General features: G+C 70.5%; 11 protein-coding genes. 10 read left to right on the forward strand and 1 reads right to left on the reverse strand.

The genetic code is table 11. From position 1 onward, the window contains the following. The first annotated feature begins 2 nt into the window (after positions 1-2). The 9 genes from ABZS64_RS00855 to ABZS64_RS00895 are packed head-to-tail and all read left to right on the forward strand — an operon-like array spanning position 3 to position 15834. Complete coding sequence (locus ABZS64_RS00855) at positions 3-668, forward strand: isochorismatase family protein (protein ID WP_355821643.1); 666 nt, start codon at positions 3-5, stop codon at positions 666-668. Further along, entirely contained in the window at positions 665-2548 is a 1884-nt protein-coding gene (locus ABZS64_RS00860; protein WP_355821647.1) for an anthranilate synthase family protein, read from the forward strand. The genes ABZS64_RS00855 and ABZS64_RS00860 overlap by 4 nt, the downstream gene beginning before the upstream one ends. A gap of 5 nt (positions 2549-2553) precedes the next feature. Then, positions 2554-3897, forward strand: coding sequence for a 3-deoxy-7-phosphoheptulonate synthase class II (locus ABZS64_RS00865; RefSeq protein ID WP_355822087.1), 1344 nt, complete (start codon positions 2554-2556; stop codon positions 3895-3897). Beyond that, positions 3894-4652: a 4'-phosphopantetheinyl transferase superfamily protein gene (locus tag ABZS64_RS00870; protein ID WP_355821649.1), complete on the forward strand. Its 759-nt coding sequence runs from the start codon at positions 3894-3896 to the stop codon at positions 4650-4652. Before ABZS64_RS00865 ends, ABZS64_RS00870 begins: the two co-directional genes overlap by 4 nt. A 29-nt stretch (positions 4653-4681) precedes the next feature. Further along, on the forward strand, positions 4682-6001 hold the full coding sequence (locus ABZS64_RS00875) for an acyltransferase domain-containing protein (protein ID WP_355821651.1): 1320 nt from the start codon (positions 4682-4684) through the stop codon (positions 5999-6001). After that, positions 5998-9318 carry an SDR family oxidoreductase gene (locus tag ABZS64_RS00880; RefSeq protein WP_355821653.1) on the forward strand — a complete coding sequence of 1107 codons (3321 nt, stop codon included), beginning with the start codon at positions 5998-6000 and terminating at the stop codon, positions 9316-9318. The genes ABZS64_RS00875 and ABZS64_RS00880 overlap by 4 nt, the downstream gene beginning before the upstream one ends. Next, a complete protein-coding gene (locus tag ABZS64_RS00885) occupies positions 9315-12056 on the forward strand; it encodes an SDR family NAD(P)-dependent oxidoreductase (protein ID WP_355821655.1) in 2742 nt (913 codons plus the stop codon). Before ABZS64_RS00880 ends, ABZS64_RS00885 begins: the two co-directional genes overlap by 4 nt. After that, positions 12053-13435 (forward strand): cytochrome P450, encoded by a 1383-nt coding sequence (locus ABZS64_RS00890; RefSeq protein WP_355821657.1) that lies wholly within the window; start codon positions 12053-12055, stop codon positions 13433-13435. The genes ABZS64_RS00885 and ABZS64_RS00890 overlap by 4 nt, the downstream gene beginning before the upstream one ends. Beyond that, complete coding sequence (locus ABZS64_RS00895; protein WP_355821659.1) at positions 13432-15834, forward strand: SDR family NAD(P)-dependent oxidoreductase; 2403 nt, start codon at positions 13432-13434, stop codon at positions 15832-15834. The genes ABZS64_RS00890 and ABZS64_RS00895 overlap by 4 nt, the downstream gene beginning before the upstream one ends. Before the next feature lie 66 nt (positions 15835-15900). Here the strand turns inward: ABZS64_RS00895 and ABZS64_RS00900 are convergent, their stop codons facing one another. Continuing rightward, the gene (locus ABZS64_RS00900; RefSeq protein WP_355821661.1) at positions 15901-16503 is read right to left on the reverse strand and encodes a WHG domain-containing protein; all 603 of its coding nucleotides are present in this window, start codon (positions 16501-16503) and stop codon (positions 15901-15903) included. Between the two features lie 244 nt (positions 16504-16747). Between ABZS64_RS00900 and ABZS64_RS00905 the strand changes: the two genes are divergently transcribed. Further along, positions 16748-18937: an MMPL family transporter gene (locus ABZS64_RS00905; protein ID WP_355821663.1), complete on the forward strand. Its 2190-nt coding sequence runs from the start codon at positions 16748-16750 to the stop codon at positions 18935-18937. Positions 18938-19112 lie beyond the last annotated feature (175 nt).

Consider the following 19112-nt stretch of genomic DNA (forward strand, 5'->3'; position numbering starts at 1 on the left):
CAGTGGCGATTGCGCCGATCGACTCCTATCCGATGCCGCGGCCCGTCGACCTACCGGCCAACACCGCAACATGGACCGTCGACACCCGCAGGGCCGTGCTGCTCGTGCACGACATGCAGCACTACTTCCTCGCCCCGTACGCCGAGGGCAGGCAGCCGCTGACCGATCTGATCACCCACGTCACCGCTCTGCGCGACAGCTGCGCGGAGCAGGGCGTCCCCATCGTCTACACGGCCCAGCCGGGCGGCATGACGCCCGAAGAGCGCGGTCTGCTCCAGGACTTCTGGGGTCCAGGCATGTCCGCGGCGCCCGAGGACCGGGGCATTCCCGACGCCGTCGCGCCCGCTGAGCGCGACACCGTACTCACCAAGTGGCGGGCCAGCGCCTTTCACCGCTCCGGGCTGCTCGACCTGATGACCGAACAGGGCCGCGACCAGCTGATCATCTGTGGGATCTACGCGCATGTCGGCATCCTGCTCACCGCGTGCGACGCCTTCGCCCACACCATCCAGCCCTTCGTGGTGGCCGACGCGATCGCCGACTTCACGCCCGAGTTCCACCGGATGGCGCTGCAGTACGCGGCGACCCGGTGCGCAATGACCCTTCCGACCGCGACGGTGCTCCAGGCGCTCGCGACGGTGACCACCGCGTCCGTAGGAGACTCATGATGACCCCCCTCGACGAACTGGCCGGGGGCGGAAGGCCGTTCGCGGTGCTGCACCGTCCCGAGAGCGGCCCGGACCAGATGGTCGATCTGCTGCTCGGCGAGTTCACCGAGGTCGCAGGCACGGCCGAGCTGCCCGTCCCGGACTTCGGCGAGCCCGGCACCCACGAGACGCTCGTGCTGCTGCCGTACCGGGTGATCGGCGAGCGCGGTTACGACCATCACGACGACGGCGAGCCGGTGCTGGCGATGCCCGTCGACGAGCAGTCGCTGCTGCCCGTGGACGAGGTGCTCGACCTGGTGCTGCGCTGGCCGATCGAGATGGGTGAGGGCACCTTCGACCTCGACGACGAGGAGTACGGCGATCTGGTGCGCCGGGTGCTCGCCGAAGAGATCGGCCATGGCGCAGGCGCCAACTTCGTGCTCAAGCGCACCTTCGTCACCGAGATCCCCAACTGGTCGGTGCGCACCGCCCTGGCGTTCTGGGGCCGGCTGCTGCGCGCCGAGCCCGGTGCGTACTGGACCTTCCTGATCCACACCGGCGAGCGCACCTTCATCGGCGCCAGTCCGGAGCGCCATGTCAGCCTCGACGACGGCGTCGCGGTGATGAACCCGATCAGCGGCACCTACCGCTACCCGGCGGGTGGCCCGACCCCGTCCGGGGTGCTGGACTTCCTCGCCGACAGCAAGGAGACCAACGAGCTGTACATGGTGCTCGACGAGGAACTGAAGATGATGAGCCGGGTCTGCGACGACGTGCGTGTGGTCGGACCGCAGCTCAAGGAGATGGCTCACCTCGCCCACACCGAGTACCGCATCGTCGGGCACAGCAGCCGCGACGTACGGGAGATCCTGCACGAGACCCTGCTCGCGCCCACGGTGACGGGCAGCCCGGTGCAGAGCGCCTGCCAGGTGATCGCCAAGTTCGAGCCGGACGGGCGCGGTTACTACTCCGGCGTCGCCGCACTCATCGGCCGGGACGCCTCGAACCGGCGGCGGATGGACTCCGCGATCCTGATCAGGACCGCGGACGTGGACCTGAAGGGGAAGATGCGGATCGGCGTCGGCGCGACGCTGGTGCGCGACTCCGACCCCGCCAAGGAGGCCGCGGAGACCGCGGCGAAGGCCGCCGGGCTGCTCGACGCCCTGAACCGTGTCGCCGAACACGCCCGCCCCGCGGGCCTCGACGGACAGCCGCAGATCAGAGCCGCCCTCACCGACCGCAACAGAGCGCTGTCGGACTTCTGGCTCGCACCCGCCGTGCCGCGGATCGCGACACGCGGCAAGCTGCTGATCATCGACGCCGAGGACAACTTCACCGCGATGGGGGCGCTGCAGCTGCGGGCGCTCGGTTTCGATGTGGCAGTCCGCCGGTTCGACGAGCCCTACCGGCTGACCGGTTACGACCTGGTCGTACTCGGCCCGGGTCCCGGCGATCCGCGCGACGAGAGCCACCCCAAGATCGCGTATCTGCGGGCGGTGACCCGCAGCCTGCTCAATCTGCGCGTGCCGTTCGTATCGGTGTGCCTGAGCCATCAGATCCTCAGCGGACTGCTCGGCCTGCCCCTGCACAAGCTCGGCTTCCCGAACCAGGGCGTCCGCCGCACGATCGATCTCTTTGGCGACCAGGAGCCGGTCTACTTCTACAACGCGTTCACCGCGCGCTCCGGCAGCGACCTGCTGGACAGCCCCCTGTGCCCGGACTTCGTCGAGGTCGCGCGCGACCCGGTCACGGGCGAGGTGCACGGCCTGCGCGGTCCCGGCTTCACCTCCGTTCAGTTCCACCCCGAGTCGGTGATGACCCGTCACGGATCGGCAATCCTCGACAGCCTGGTCACGGGTGCGCTCGCGCCGGTGCCTCACAGAGTGGAGCTCACGGCGTGACCCCCATGGTCGACGTCCCTTCCGCACACGCCGGTCAGACCTGGCGGTCGCTGCCGGCCAAGCAGCAGCCCCAGTGGCCGGACCCCGCCGCACTCGAGTCGGCCGTCGAAACCCTGACCGGCAGCCTGCCGCTGGTCGTCCCGCGCGAGTGCGACCTCCTCAAGAAGCGGCTGGCCGCCGTCGCCCAGGGCGAGGCGTTCCTCGTCCAGGGCGGCGACTGCGCCGAATCCCTCGACGCGGTGAACGCCACGTCGATCAGTCGCAGTGCGAGCACCCTGCAGCAGCTGGCCACGGTGTTCGGGTACACGATGTCGCTGCCGGTGGTCACGGTGGGGCGCATGGCCGGGCAGTACGCCAAGCCCCGCTCGTCGACGACCGAGACCCGGGACGGCGTCGAGCTGCCCGCGTACCGGGGCGACGCGGTGAACGGGTTCGCGTTCACCGCCCCGGCACGTACCCCCGATCCGCACCGGATGGTGCGCGTCTACAACGCGTCCGCGGCCACCCTGAATCTGGTCAGAGCCTTCGGCGCGGGCGAGTCCGCCAGTCTCGGGCACGCGCTGGAGAGCATCAAGAAGTTCGCCGTGGACTCGCCCGACCGGGCCCGCTACGAGACGCTCATCGCCGAGATCGAGGAGGCCGGAGGCTTCACCGGAACCGACGGATGGCACACGCCCGGCGAGCTGTTCATGTCGCACGAAGGGCTGCTCCTGGACTACGAATCGGCGCTGACCAGGACCGATTCGAGCACCGGCAGGCCGTACGCCACCTCGGGACATCTGCTGTGGATCGGTGAGCGGACCCGGCAGCTCGACGGGGCGCACGTGGAGTACTTCTCCGGCATCAGCAACCCGATCGCGGTCAAGATCGGACCGACCGTCGACCAGGACGAACTGCTGCGTCTGATCGACCGGCTGGACCCGGAGCGCGAGCCGGGCAGGCTCACCCTCGTCGTCAGAATGGGCGCCGCAAAGGTGCGCGCCGTTTTGCCCGGCCTGGTCGAGCGGGTCAGGGCCGAGGGTCTGCCGGTCGCATGGGTGTCCGACCCGATGCACGGCAACACGATCAGCGCGCCGTGCGGGCGCAAGACCCGCAGGTTCGACGACATCCTCGACGAACTGTCCGGGTTCTTCGAGGTGGTCGGCGGACTCGGCGCGCACCCCGGCGGCGTACACCTGGAGCTGACCGGTGACGATGTGGCCGAGTGCGTCGGCGGCGGCGCGGGGCTCACCTTCGACGATCTGCCCGCGCGCTACCGGTCGGTCTGCGACCCCCGGCTGAACCGCGAGCAGTCGCTCGACCTCGCGTTCCGGCTCACCGACCTTGTCAACGCACGGACCTTCGGGTGACCGGTACCGCTGGGGTCAGCACCGTGGCGGAGCAGGTGGCCGCCACGGAGCTGACCCATCTGTGGCTGCTGCCCGAGCATGCCGTCGATTCCTTCGCCGGGGAGCTGGGCGGCACCCGTCTGCTCACCCAGGACGAACAGGCCCGGATGGACCGGCTGTTGACGGCTCCGCTGAGGAGGCGGTTCCTGGCCCGCAGGCTGCTGTGCCGCTATGCGCTCAGCGACCGCACGGGCCGGCCACTGGACCGGTGGCGCTTCACGGCCGGACCGCACGGGCGGCCCGAGGCCGAACCGGACGAGGACGGTGTGCGCTTCAGCCTCTCCCACACCGAGGGGCTCATCGTCTGCGCGGTCACGCAGGGGCGCGTCTGCGGAGTCGATGTGGAGCGGCTCCCCACCACCTCCGAAACGGCCGACTACGTGAGCCGCTACTTCGCCGCCGACGAGCGCGCGGAGCTGGCCGCTCTCACCCCCGCCGGGCGCATCGTCCGGGGCAGCGAGCTGTGGGTGCTCAAAGAGGCGTACCTCAAAGCTCTCGGCACCGGTCTGCACCGGAGCCTCGACGGATTCTCCTTCGCCGCGCAGGCGGGGGGAACAGCGAGACGGATCACCGTCAACGACCCCGGGCAGCGAGGGAGATCCGGCGACGGCTGGTCCTTCGAGCTGCTCCACCCCGGCCCCGAGCACATCCTCGCCATCGCCGTCGAGGGTCCGCACCCCGGTGCACTGCAACGGACCGAGTTATCCGGCATTTAGCGCAGACAGCGCAGAGATTGGAATCCCCCATGAACCGAGAACTGCACATGAGCGTTGCCCTCTTCCCCGGGCAGGGCGCCTACCGGCCCGGCACTCTCGCGGGGTTCTGGGAGCGCGGCGACGACACCGTACGCGACACCTACGAAGAGGTGGACGCGGTCGCCAAGGAGAAGCTCGGCCGCGATGTGTCGTCGACGGTCTTCCGGCCCTCGCCGCCCAGCCCCGCCGTCCTGCTGGCGTCCGCCCCGGACACCCTGCAACTGGCAGTCTTCACCACCTCCGTCGCCACCCACCGCCTGCTCGCCGATCGTGGCGCGCAGGCTTCCGTGCACCTCGGTCACAGCCTGGGCGAGCTGGCCGCGCTGACCTGCGCGGGCGCCTACGACCTGGCGGATGCAGCGGCGGTGCTGTGCGAGCGGATCTCCGTGCTGCGCGAGCACGACCGCAGCGGCGGTGCGATGCTCGCGCTCGGCTGCGGGCGTGAGCGTGCCGAACGCGTCGTGGCCTTGATCGACCACCCCGACCTGGTCCTCGCCGTCGACAACAGCGCGGCCCAGGCCGTCGTCTCCGGACCCGCGGACGCCATCGCCACGGCAGCGGCGATCGCCGCGCAGCTCGGCATCAACTCCACTCAGCTGCGCTCCCCGCACCCGTTCCACAACCCGCTGCTGGCCGAAGCGCGGCGTCAACTCGCCGTCCGTATCGCGTCGTTCCGCACCCGTCCGCTCACGGTCCCGGTGTACTCGCCGATCCTGGGCCGCTTCTACCGCGACGGGGACGACCTCGCCGAACTGCTGGCGCTGCACCTGGTGACGCCGGTCGACTTCCGTACGTCGATCACCGCACTGCATGACGCCGGTGCGCGGGAGTTCGTGGAGACAGGCGCGGGGCGCGTGCTGACCGCGCTGGTCACGGAGGCCCTTCCCGGGGTGCATGCGGTGGCGCCGCTGGCGGGCCGCGACGACGAGGCGGGCCTGGCGAAGGCGGCCGACGCGCTGCGGGATCCGCTGAGCGCGGGCGCGGTGGCGGTGGCGCAGACGGCCCCGGTGACGGCGGTGGTGCCGGTCGAGGCCCCCGCACCGAGTGCCCCGGCACCCATGGGCCGCACCGAACTGACCTCCCAGGTCCGGGCCTTGTACGCCGAGGCGATGGAGTACCCCGACGAGGTCTTCACCGACGACGTGCTGCTTGAGGCGGACCTCGGGATCGACTCGGTCAAGCAGACCGAACTGATGAGCAGGCTCGGTGAGCGCTTCGGGCTCGGCGCTCCGCCGGCCGGACTGCGAGTGGCGGACTACGACACCTTCGGCAAGGTCGTCGACTTCGTGGCCGCCGGGATCGCCCCGTGAGCCAGCACCACCCCACAACAGGTGGGGACTTGGAGTTCTCCGGGCGGATCGCTCTTGTCACCGGCGGCGCCGGAAGTGTGGGCCGGGTGATCGTCGAGCGGCTCGCCGAGCGCGGCGCCACGGTCCTGCTCAACTGCTTCCACTCGTACGACTCCGCCAAGGAACAGGCCCACGGCCTGGTCGAACGCGGCCTCGACGTCCGGGTGGTGCGGGCCTCGGTGGCCCGCCCCGGCCAGGTCGAGCGGATGTTCGCGGAGATCGGCGAGGAGCACGGCCGACTCGACATCCTGGTCAACAACGCGGCGGCGGGCTCCTTCGTCTCCTTCGACGAGATCACCGAGGACCTCCTCGACCGGACCTACGCCACGAACGTCAAGGGCCCCCTGTGGTGCGCCCGGTACGCCCGCCCCCTGCTCGCCGCGGCGCGGGGGCGCGGTGGCTCGGTGGTCAACGTCTCGTCGCTGGGCGCGGTCACCACTCCGGCCAACTATCTGCCGGTCGGCGTTTCCAAGGCTGCCCTGGAGGCGCTGACCCGCTATCTGGCGGCCGAGCTGGCCGGGGACCGGATCCGGGTGAACGCCGCGTCGTGCGGCCTGATCGACAACCCGGTCGGCCAGATGTTTCCGGACTTCACGGGCGTGAGCGCCAATACGGTCGCGGCCACGCCGCTGTCCCGCCTGGGCCGCCCGGAGGATCTGGCCGAGGTCGTGCTGTTCCTGGCCTCGGAACGCTCTGGCTGGGTCACGGGTCAGACGGTCCTGGCGGACGGCGGCCTGACACTGCTCAGGTCGGCGATGTCCCCGACACCGGAGACGGCCGTCTCGGCCGCATCGGAGACGACCACTTCGGCCACGTCAGCCCCCTCGACACCCTCGGCCGTTGAGCCCCAGGCCGGGCTCATGGCCGCAACCCGGCCCAGCGTTGCGGGCGAGCCCCGCATCGAGACCCGGGCCGATCTTGTGGGCCGGGCTTCGGCCGAGGCATGGGCCGATGTCGTGGCGGACGCCGTGATAGAGCCCGAGACCGCACCGGCCGACGTGGCGGCGCTTGCCGATGTGCCGGAGGATTCCGGACGGTCCGGGACCGAGTTGGCGGCGCGCCGACCGGGCGCGGAGCCGGTTGCGGCCGACGAGGCAGCCCCCTCCTCGCGCCGCGAGGACGGGACCGCCGACGAGGCCGACCCCATCGCCGTCGTCGGCATGGGCATGGCCGTCCCCGGCGCCTCGTCCCCCGAGGAGTTCTGGCGACTCCTCCTGGACGGCGCCGAGCTCTTCGTCGACGCTCCCGCCGACCGCTGGGACATCGCACGCTTCCATGCCACCGACCGCGGCGCCCCGGACAAGACGTATCAGCGCCGTTCCGGCTTCATCACCGATTTCCGCCCGCACGAGCGGCTGCGCGCGGAGGGTCTGGCCGATGCCGGTCTCGATCACACCGCGCTCTGGCTGCGGCACAGCCTCCACCAGGCGCTCGACGGTGTGCGACGACACGAGCAGGACCGGTTCTCCTTCTGTGTCGGCTACACCCCGGACGGCAGCCAGCACTTGGAGGAGGCTTTCGTCCTGCGCTCCTCGCTGGACACCCTGGCCGAGGACGGCGACGACGCCGTCGACGGCCCGATCGGGGACGCGCTGCGGCGGCGCTTCAGCCGCGGCGACGACCCGTCGGCCTCGTATCTGCCCCACCGCATCGGCCAGGACGCCATGGCGGGCATCCTGCCGCCCGCCACCCGGCTGCACATGGTGGACACCGCCTGTTCCTCCTCGCTCTACGCGATGGATCTCGGCGTACGCGATCTGCTCTCCGGACGCAGCGACATCGCCGTGTGCGGCGGTTCCTTCGCGCTGGCGCCCAGCGGCTCCATTCTGTTCGCCAAGCTCAACGGCCTCTCGGCGGGCGGTGCAGTACGCGCCCTGGACGCGGGCGCGGACGGTGCGCTGTTCTCGGACGGCGCCGGGCTCGTGGTGCTCAAGCGGCTCTCCCGCGCCCGCGCCGACGGCGACCAGGTGCTGGGCATCGTCTCGGCGATCGGTCTCTCGGCCGACGGCCGCGGCAAGGCGATCTACGCCCCCGCCCGCGCCGGTCAGGAGCTCGCCATCGAGCGGGCCTTCGACCGCAGCGGGCTCGGCCCGGACGACGTGGACTGGATCGTCGCCCACGCCACCGGCACCCCGGCGGGCGACGAGGCGGAGTTCACCAGCCTCGGCCAGCGCTACGCCGGTGACCGCAAGACCCTGGTGACCTCCAACAAGTCCCTGGTCGGGCACTGCGGTTGGGCCGCCGGCGTGGTCTCGGTCATCCACACCCTGCTCGCCCTGCGGCACGGCACGATCCCCGCGCAGTACCGCTTCGAGCGGCTGCCGGACGCTCTCGTGGGCCAGGCGGAAGGGCTCACGGTTCCGGAGCAGCCGGTGCCGTGGCCCGCCAGTGCGGAGCGCCCGCGCCGTGCGGCCGTCTCCGGCTTCGGGTTCGGCGGCACCAATGCCCACATGATCATCTCCGAGGACCACCGGGGCACCCGGTCCGGCCACCCCGCCGCGCTGCCCGCCCCGGTCGGCGAGGATCTCGTCCTGGTCGGCTGGTCGTCCCACCAGCCCGGCAGCCCCGATGCGGATGCGGTCGCGGCCTGGGCGGCCGGTACCGGCCAGGATCCCGAGCCGTCGTTCGGGACCACCTATCCGGTGCCGCCGTTCCAGCAGTTGCGTATGCCGCCGCCCACGGCACGTGCCACGGACCGTACGCAGCTGATGATGGTGCGCTGCATGCAGGAACTGGACAAAGCGGTACGTCAGTTGTGCCTGGACAACCACAAGACCACCGGAGTCGTGGTCGGGCACACCGGCGCCACCCGTAACGCCCTCCTCTACAAGACGCGTGCCTATCTCGACGAGATCGGCCATGCGGTGGCCGGTGCCGACGAGCGGGCCACGACGGCGAAGTTCCTCCAGCGGCTCGAAGAGCGGGCCACCGGCCTGATCGCCGCGCCGACCGAGGACTCGTTCCCGGGCGAGATGCCCAATGTCATCGCCGCCAGGCTGTCGAACTACTTCGACCTCCGCGGCCTCAACATCACGGTCGACGCGGGCGAGGCCTCACTCATCGAGGCATTCGACGTGGCGGGCTCCTACCTCGACTTCCGGGAGATCGATGTCGCCCTGGTGGCCGGGGTCAACGGAACGGCGCTGCCCGGCTGGAACGACACCGCGGGACGGAACGCCATCGAGGGCGCCTTCCTGTTCGTCGTGACCCGCAGGTCGCTCGCCGAGGAGGCCGGTCTGCCCGTGCTGGCCGTCATGGAAAGGAGCGTGGGAGTGTGAGTGCCCCGCGTCAGGGTTCCACCACCCTGCTGGGCGCCGAGGGCGCCCGTGAACTGATCGCGTTCCTCACGGCCCCCGCGCCGGCCGGGACCGCGGTGATCGAACGCGCCGTACAGGACGGCGGCCCGCTCCACCGGCTGCAGCTGCACCACCCGGAGGCTGCTCAGGCCGCGGCGCCCGTCCCGGCCGCGGTCCCCGCACCCCGTATGGCGGCCGCTCCAACACCCCGGACCCGCACCGAACCGGCGGCCCCGGCCGAGCCCCATCTCCTCGACCGGCACGTCCTCAGGCTGGCTCCCGCGCCCCGTACCGCCGCCCGCGCCGACGGACCCGTACCGCCACTCTTCCCGTCCGGCACCGCCGTCCTGACGCATCGTCAATCAGTACTGGACCGCATGCGGCTGCCCAGCGACAGCATCCTGCTCCAGGACGACGACACCCTCGAGGCCGACGTCCTGCGCGCCCGGCCCCGGCATGTGCGGGTCCTGGTCGACCTGTCTTCCGAGGACCGGGACACCGGGCCGTCGGACCGCCTGCTCCACCTGCACGACGCGGTCTTCCGTACCGCCAAGGCCTGTGCCGAACTCACCGAGCGGCCCGAGTCGTTCGTCGTGCTCGTCCTCGGCGGCATCGACACGGTGAGGGTGCCGCACCCGTGCACCGGCCTGTTCACCGGGTTCGCGAAGAGCCTGGCGCTCGAATGGCCGGACTCCGCGGTGGTCGCCGTCGTCCACGAGGCCACCGACCTCGCGTCCGCCGAGCCGGACGCCGCGGCCGAAGCCGTGGCCGAACAGCTGCTGCCTGTCGTCTCCTTCGCGGGGGGCACCCGTCTGCTGTGGCGGGCGGCCCCGGATCCGGGCGAGACCAGGGCCCAGCGACCCGGACCGGACAGCGGAACCACGGAGTACACCGTCGTCGCAGCCGGCGGCGGACGCGGCATCGGCGCCGAGCTCCTCGCCGCGCTGGCCCGCCGCGAGCGCCCCCGCCTCCATGTCATCGGCTCCACCCGTCTCGACGCGGTCACCACGGCCGAGGCCGACCTGACCCGCAAGGACTTCATCCGCACCCGGACGACAGGTCCCGACCGGCTCACCGTGCGCGAGGCGAACGCCGCCTTCGACCGGCTCTCCGCCGCCCGCGAGGTCACGGCGAACCTGAAGACCCTCGAAGAGATCTGCGGGAGCGGCCGGGTCACGTACCACGCCTGCGATCTCCGGGACCGCACAGCCGTGGACGAGGTCGTCCAGCAGATCACCGACGGTGGCCGCGTCGACCTGCTGCTCAATATCGCCGGAACCAACCGTGCCGCCTCGGTGGACCAGAAGAGCCTCGGCGACTTCCGTACCGTCCGCGACCTGAAGGTGCGTACGTACGCCAATCTCAAGGCCGCCTTCGGGAGCAGCCGGCCGCGACGCTGGTGCAACTTCGGCTCCTTCGTCGGGTTCACCGGGCAGACGGGCGAGACCGACTACGGCGCGGCGAACGACTACTTCAACACCGCGGCTCTGTACAGCACTTCGCGCGGCGTACGGGAGTTCACCATCGGCTGGACCCTGTGGCGGGACGTCGGCCTCGGCGCGACGCCCATCATGCGGACGTTCCTGGCGAAGAGCGCGCAGTTCACCGCCATGCCCACGGCCGAGGGGATCGACCACTTCCTGCACGAGCTCGACCAGCCCGAGCACACGCCGGTCACGGTCCTGTTCGGAGACCCGGAACGAGCCGCCATCGAAGCGGCCGCCCCCGGCTATCTGGACTTCTGCCGCACTACTCCAACGATCCCGGCTCTCCCGGACTTCTTCGTCGACGACATCGTCGACCGTGCTCCCGACCGGCTCACCGTCGTCCGCACCTTCAACCAGGACCGGGACGCCTACCTCCACGAACACGTGGTCAACGGCTTCCCGACACTGCCCGGCACCTTCGTGCCCGAACTCGCCGCCCAGGCCGCCATGCACCTCGTACCCGGCCGTGTCCCGGTCGTCTTCGAGGACATCCGGCTCGACTCCTTCCTGCGCGTCTACAAGCCGGGCCGCGACGAGACCAAACGCATCAAGGCCCACCTCGTCAGCCACGGACCGCAGGAGTCCGTCGTCGACATCGAGGTGACCGGTGACGTCCTGGCGCCGGGCGGGCGGCTGCTCGTGAAGGACCGCCGCCACTTCTCCGCCCGCGTACGGCTGCGCGACGAGCATGTCGCACCGCCGCGCTGGGACCACTGGGACGACCAGGGCGCCGAGCGCATGGCCGACCCGTACCACGTGCCCAATCCGGCGGTGCTGCTCAGCGGAGTCTTCGTCTCCACCGCCGACACCCGTACGCATCCCAACGGCCGACGCGCTCGCTACGTACCCGACCGGCCCGGCATCGAGCGATGGTTCTCCTCACTCGTCGTCCCGTCCGTCCTCCTGGACGGCCTGGCCCGCGTCTCGGTCCTGGACCGCAGCGACGGCGACTGGACCCCGCTGGCCGTGCCGCGCACCATCCGCCGTATCGATCTGTACGGCGGCCACACCGACGCCACACTCGCCGCCGCGGGCACCCCGGTCGAGCTCTACTCCCTGCCCTCGCGTCTCGATCTCGAGAGCGAGGAGGACAACCGGGCCCTCGCGGTCACCGCTGACGGAGACGTCGTACTCCAGATCAAGGACATGACCGGCGTCGTGCTCGGCCATGTGAACCAGTCCACCGGCGAGTACCGCGAGCGCCGGCGCCCTGCCGAGGAGGCAACAGCGTGACCGAGGAAAACGTGAAGAAGGGCGTCTGCCCGGTGACCGGTGCCGGGGCCAGGCAGGTCGAGGGGCCCACGGGCTTCCCGATGTCCTCGCCGATCATCTCCACCGTGCGGTACGCCGCCGATCCGCCGGGATTCTCGCTGCGTGCCCAGAAGGATCACGGCACCGTCGTCAAGATCCCGATCCTGCCCCACAATCCGACGGTCCAGCTCTCCTCGCCCGAGGCGATCCGGCGCGTCCTCCAGGGCAACGCCGACAACTACTCGCGCGGCGCCTACTACGAGGCGTTCGAGCTGTTCATGGGCAGGGGGCTGCTCACCCTGGACGACGGCGACTGGCGCGGCCACCGCAAGGTCGTCAATCCCGCCTTCACCCCGAACGCGATCGCCGCACGCGCGGCCGAGTCGGATGCGGCCGTCGCCGATCTGCTCGACCGCTGGGCGGAACACGCCAGGGCGGGCCGCTCGTTCGACCTGTTCACCGAGTCCATGAAGCTGACCTGCCGGGTGATGGGCCATGCCCTGGTCGGCAAGGATCTGTCGCAGGACGGCGGCGAGTTCGCCGAAGCGGTGTCCGTCGCCCTGGAGGCGATCTTCAAGAACGTCGGCTCGGTGGACAAGGCGATCCCCTCGTTCATCCCGACTCCGTACCGCCGCAGGGTGGCCAGGGCACGGCGCACCTTGGAACGGGTCATCGCGGAGGCCGCCACGAACGTCGACCTCGGCGTGGGCGGCGAAGTGGCCACCCTCATCCGGGAGTCCGACCTGCCCGACGACGCCCTCTGGGCGGACCTGGTGACCCTCTTCCTCGCGGGCGTCGAGACCACGGCACTCTCCCTGTCATGGACGCTCTACGAAATCGCCCGCGACCCGGCGGCCCGCGACCGTCTGGAGGAGGAGACGGACCGTGTCCTCGGCGGCCGGATGCCCGTCACCACGGACCTGGGCGAACTCCCGTACGCCGGGATGGTCGTGGACGAAGGGCTGCGGATGCACCCGCCGGTCTGGCAGTTCACGCGCGAGGCGATCGAGGACGACGTGCTCGCCGACCATCACATTCCTGCGGGCACGCCCCTGCTCGTCTCCGTGTACGGGGCGCACTACAACCCGGAGCAGTGGGAGGACCCCGAGCGCTTCGACCCGGAGAGGTTCCGGCCGGGCAGTGCGCCCAGCCAGGACCGCTCGGCCTATCTGCCCTTCGGCGGCGGGCGCCGCCAGTGCATCGGCAAGAAGATGGGGCTCGCGCTGCTCCAGCAGGCGGTCGCCGCGGCGTGTGGCCGGTTCCGGCTCACGCTCGCGCGCGACGACGCCTCTTCGGGCGCGTTCATCACGCTGTTCCCCAAGGGCGGTATCCATGTGATGGCCGAGGAGCGGCACCGATGACGACCACTGGTCCACCGGCCGCGAATCTGTGGCCGGCGATCCGCCCGCACCTCTCCTCTTTCGACCCGGACGCCTTCGTGCGGCCGGTGGACCGGTTCATCTGGGAGCCGGTCCATGTCCCGCACACCGGGCCGCAGGAGGCCCGTCCGCTCTCCGGCCGCCGGCTGCTGCTCGTCGGCGAGTCGGCGGGCCTGGTCGGCGCCGTGGCCGACGAGCTGGGCGAGCGCGGCGCGCTGGTCGTACGCTCCGATCCCGATACGCAGCTGCGTGCGGACGGCTGGGACGGCATCGTCGACCTCAACGTCACGGGCGAGACGTACGAACTGGGCGACACCACCTGGCGGTCGGCGCTCGCGCGCACCACCGAGGCCGTGCGCAGCGCGTATCAGCAGTGGGCCACGGAGCCGCGGTTCGGCCGCCACGTCTATCTCGCCGTCACCCATCTCGGCGGGCACGCGGGCCACGGCGAGGGGCAGGTGCCGCAGCCCCTGGGCGGTATCTGGGCCGGTTTCGCCAAGTGTCTGCCGCGCGAACTGCCCGCCGCCGGGATCGTTGTCGTGGATCTGGACCGTGCGGACGCGGAGGCGATCGCCGACGCCGTGGAGCGCGAGTACATCCGTCCCGGGCACTTCGAGGTCGGCTACCGGGCCGGCCGCCGCCATGTGCTGGTCGGCCGTCCGGCTCCTCTCGGCCCGCCGGGCGAGCGGCCGCCCGGCCCCGACGACACCGTCCTGATCACGGGCGGCGCACGCGGTGTCGGCTTCGCGGCGGCCCGCGCCTTCGCCGAGTCCTTCGGCTGCCGCGTCGTGGTCACGGGCCGCGGCGAGCGTCCGGCGGCGGACGAGGTGAGTTCCCTGGACGACGAGGAGTTCGCCGCCTGGCGCCGCCGACGGCTCTCCGGTGCCCGTACACCGCAGGAACTCGCCACGGCCCGCCGCGAGATCAGGCGCGCGGACGAGGACCGCACCGTCCACCACAACCTCACGGGGGCCGCGGCGGACGGGCTGCGCATCGACTATCTGCGCTGCGACTGCACCGACGCCGAGCAGGTGGAGCAGGCCTTTGCCGCGCTCGGCGACGGCCCGCAGTTCGTGATCCACAACGCCGGGATCGACGATCCGGTCCGTTTCGACCGCAAGTCCGCGGACAGCGTGGTGCGTACGGTCGACGTCAAGGTCACCGGCTTCGCCAACCTGGTCGCCGCGATCCTCGCCCGCCCCGAACGACGCGACCGGCTGCGTCTGTTGAGCAATGTCGGTTCGCTGGCCGGCCGCATGGGCGGAATGGTCGGCCAGATCGACTACGCGGCGGGCAACGAGGCCCTGGCCCGCCTCGGCTTCTGGGCGCGCGACAACCTGGGCCTGCCGGTGCAGACGCTGTGCTGGCCGACCTGGGAGCGGCTCGGCGTGATCGCGAACTACTCCGCCGCCGTCCGCTATGTCTCCACGCTCGACCCGGCGGAGGGCGCGCGGCGCTGGACCGAGGAACTGGCGTCCGGCCACACCGACGAGGCCGTGTTCCTCGGCAGGATCGGCGCGGTGCTCGCCCCCGGCCAGCTCCGCGGCTTCGGCATGCTCACCGGCCACCCCGATCTGCCGCGCCTCCACGCGCTCGACCATCACCTCGGTGATGTCGAGGAGTACGAGATCTTCCGCTCACTGCGCACCACGCTGCGTCTGAACTCCCGGCAGCATCCGTGTCTGTCGGACGTACGCGTCGGCTCGGCACCCGCCGTCCCCGTCAGCGTCGTTCTGGAACACGCGGTGGCGGCGGGCGACTGGGTGGTGCCGGAAGGCTGGCCCCTGCTGCATCTGCGCGAGCTGCGCGATCTCCATGTACGCCTCGACGGGCTGCGGTTCACCGGTGGGCATCTCGATCTGCACCGCGAGGCGCACGGCGGCTACACCGACGGCGAGTGGTGCGTCGACGTGACCATTCGCGACCGGGACGGCGCGGACATCGCGTCGGTCACGCTCGTCTACGGTGCCGAGCCCGCCGGGCGGAGCGAAGTTCCGGACGACGACGGGAGCGGCAACTGGCCCACGGAACAGGCTGGTTGGCTGCGCTGGTCCGGAGTGGTCTTCCCGGATGCAGCGGCCGCGACGGCAGGCGGCGGGCTGCGGCTCGATCTCGCGCCCGTACTGCCCGCCGATCTGTGGACGGTGCCCTTCCCACCCGATCCGACCGTCGCACCGGCGGCCGTCGAGGCGATTGTCCGCGAGACGGACTGCCGGACGGTGCGGGACGCAGCCGGGATGCTGACGATCCGCCGGCTGGTGCTCTGCCCGGGCGCACAGCGCGTCGAGCGCCTGTATGCCACGGCCGGTCTGGATCGCTGGACGGGGACCCGTCAGGGAGTTGGCGTACTGCTCGCCGAGGGCGTCGGTCTGACGGGATGAGCCCGACCCGGGGCGGCGGACGGTACGCACATGCGCGTCGCCCCGGGGCCGGTCAACGAGGCAGGCTCATTCGGGGTCGGGGCGCCAGCCGGAGACGACGGCGCGCAGGGTGGCTTCGTAGCAGTCGCCGATGTCCAGACCGGGGGGCTCGTTGCCGGACAGCTCCAGCGATACCAGCCCGTGGGCGGAGCCCCAGCAGGACAGCGCGATGACCTCGGCCGGGGCGTCGGACTTGAACTGGCCGGCCTTCTGCCCTCGGACCACCGCGTCCACGAGCGGCTGAATGGTGTCTCCGACCTCGCTCTTGCGCTCGTCCGTCGGCTCGTACTCGACGGTGCGGTCGGCGAACAGGATCGCGTACAAATGCGGGTTTGCGAGTGCGTACTCGCGATAGGCGACGCCGAGCCGAATCACATCGTTGGCGGGATCGTCGCTCGAATCGACGGTGGCCAGACGCGCGACAAAGAGCCGAGCCGCCTCCCGATAGAGGCTGTCGAGCAAACCAGCCTTGTTCCCGAACAGCGAATAGACCGCCGTGGTCGAGGTCTTCACATCGGCTGCGAGCCGACGCAGGCTCAGCGCCGCGGTACCCCGGTCGAAGACCGTGGCGGCGGCGCGGTTGATCAGCCTGAGTCGGAGTGCTTCGTCGTAAGTCTTGAGCCTGGCCATACGTGAAATGTACCGCAACAGTGTTTTACAAGATGGCCCGCTCTGCGTAGACACGGCACGCTTCACTCATCCCGAGGAAATCACCTCTACCGTTTACGCAGGTCAAGGGCCACTTACTCGTGCTCGCGACTCGCCCACACCACCCATCTCCTCCCGGAAGACGATTGATAACGGTGTTACTGTTGCCGTACCGTCGAGGCCAGGCAAGGCAACCTGCGCTCGCTGACGATCTAGGGAGAACGTGATGTTCGAGGGGTTGGGGCGGTTCATTCACCGGGGGCGCAAGCCTCTGCTGATCTTCACGCTGTTGTTCGCCGTACTGTCCGGGGTCTATGGGGTCGGCGTCTTCGGCGACATGAAACCGGGCGGCTTCGAAGACCCGAAGTCGGAGAGCCGCCACGCGGCCCTCCTCGCCGAGAAGGCATTTCCTCAGCGGGCGCCCGACGCGGTCGTGGTCTACCGCAACGACGATCTGACCGTGGACGATCCGGCCTTCCAGAAGGCGGTCACCGACAAGGTGAACTCACTGCCGCGCTCGGTGGTCACCGGGTCGGCCCACTTCTGGATGACCAAGATGCCGGAGCAGGTGAGCCGGGACCGGCACGCGACCTATGTCGCGATGAACCTGCACGGCAGCGACGACAACATCAAGGAAGAGTCCTACAAGGCGATCAAGGACAAGCTGGATGTGCCGGGCTTCAAGACCCTGCGCGGCGGCCCGGTCCCGACGGGCCATCAGGCCGGCGAGGAGATCGGCGAGGACCTCGGTGCCGCTGAGGGCTTCTCCTTCCCCGTGCTCTTCCTGTTCCTGGTGCTCGTGTTCGGCGGACTGGCCGCGGCCAGCCTTCCGCTCCTCGTCGGCGGTCTCTCCATCCTCGGATCCATGGCGGTCCTGCGGGTGATCGCGCAGTTCACCGATGTCTCGGTGTTCGCGATGAGCCTGGTCACCGTTCTCGGTCTCGCGGTCGCCATCGACTACGGCCTGCTGATCGTCAGCCGCTACCGGGAGGAACTGGACCGGGGCCGCACCGGATCGGACGCCCTCTCGCGCACCGTCGCCACCGCCGGACGCACGGTGGTCGTCTCCGGAATCACGGTCGCGGTGGCCCTGTTCGGAATGACCTTCTTCCCCTTCGCCTTCCTGAAGTCCATGGCGTACGGCGGTGTGGCCGCGGTCGTCCTGTCCGTCTTCTTCTCGATCATCGCGCTGCCCGCGGCCCTGGCGGTCATGGGGCCGAAGGTCAACGCCCTGTCCCTGCGCCGCAAGAAGCGTGCTGCGCGGACACCGGCGCCGGCCGATGGCGAGGGTGCCTGGTACAGGCTGGCCCATGGTCTGATGCGCCGCCCGGTGGCGATCACGGTGGTCACGCTGGGCGTGCTGATCGCTCTCGCCTCGCCGTTCCTGCGGATCGACTTCGGCGCCAATGACGCACGGCAGCTCCCCAACACCGCGGAGGGCCGCCAGGTTCACAACATGCTGGAGAAGGACTTCGACGGCGACGGCGTGAAGTCCATCGACTCGCTGCTGACGCTGGCGGGCGACGCCACGTCCAAGGAGCAGGGCGCAGCGCTCCAGGCGTACGCCGACAAGCTCGGCAAGGTGCCCGGCGCGAAGGGCGCGCAGATCACCGGAGCCGAGGGCACGACCGCGCGGGTCTCGGTGAAGTTCGACGGTGTCGCCGTCTCCAGCCCGGCCCGGGACCTGGTGAACGATCTGCGTGAGGTGACGCCCCCGCCGGGCTCCAAGGCGTACTTCGGCGGTGAGACCGCGGTGTTCGACGACACGCTCGACGCGCTCGCCGACACGCTGCCGATGATGCTGCTCTACATCGCCGTCGCGACGTACATCCTGCTGTTCCTGGCCTTCGGCTCGGTGCTGCTGCCGCTGAAGGCGATCGCGATGAACCTGCTGTCGCTCTCGGCGACCTTCGGAATCCTGGTGTGGATCTTCCAGGACGGGCACCTCGCCGATGTGATCGGCTTCGATCCCACGGGCAACATCGAGCCCAACATGCCGATCATGCTGTTCGCGCTGATCTTCGGACTCTCCATGGACTACGAGGTGTTCCTGGTGTCCAGGATCCGGGAGCAGTACGACCTGCTGGGCGAGCCCACCGCCGCGGTGGCCACCGGACTGCAGAGCATCGGCAGGCTCATCGCCAGCGCCGCGCTGCTGATGTGCGTGCCGCTCGCGGCCATGGCGACCAGCGGTGTGCTGACCATGACGCTGTTCGGTGTGGGCATGGTGATCGCGATCCTGCTGGATGTGTTCGTGGTGCGGATCCTGCTGGTGCCGGCCGTCATGAAGCTGATGGGCCGGGCCAGTTGGTGGGCTCCGGGCCCGCTGCAGAAGCTGTACTCCAAGTACGGCATCAAGGAGGGCGACGGGGTCGAGGCTCCGGACTCCACCGAGCGTGTGCCCGTTCCGAGTTGATCCGCTCCCTATCGCTCCCGGGCCGAAGTGCCGTATCCCCCACGGCACTTCGGCCCGGGCCCGGCCTTCGGCCGTCCGCGCCGGTCACGGGTGATGTCCGGCACTACATAACCCCTCTCAACGCTTGACGCACCAAGTCGCGCGTCGGGTACAGTCATTCCATCTATTAGACACC

The organism is Streptomyces sp. NPDC005408, from assembly GCF_040606445.1.
Lineage (GTDB): Bacteria > Actinomycetota > Actinomycetes > Streptomycetales > Streptomycetaceae > Streptomyces.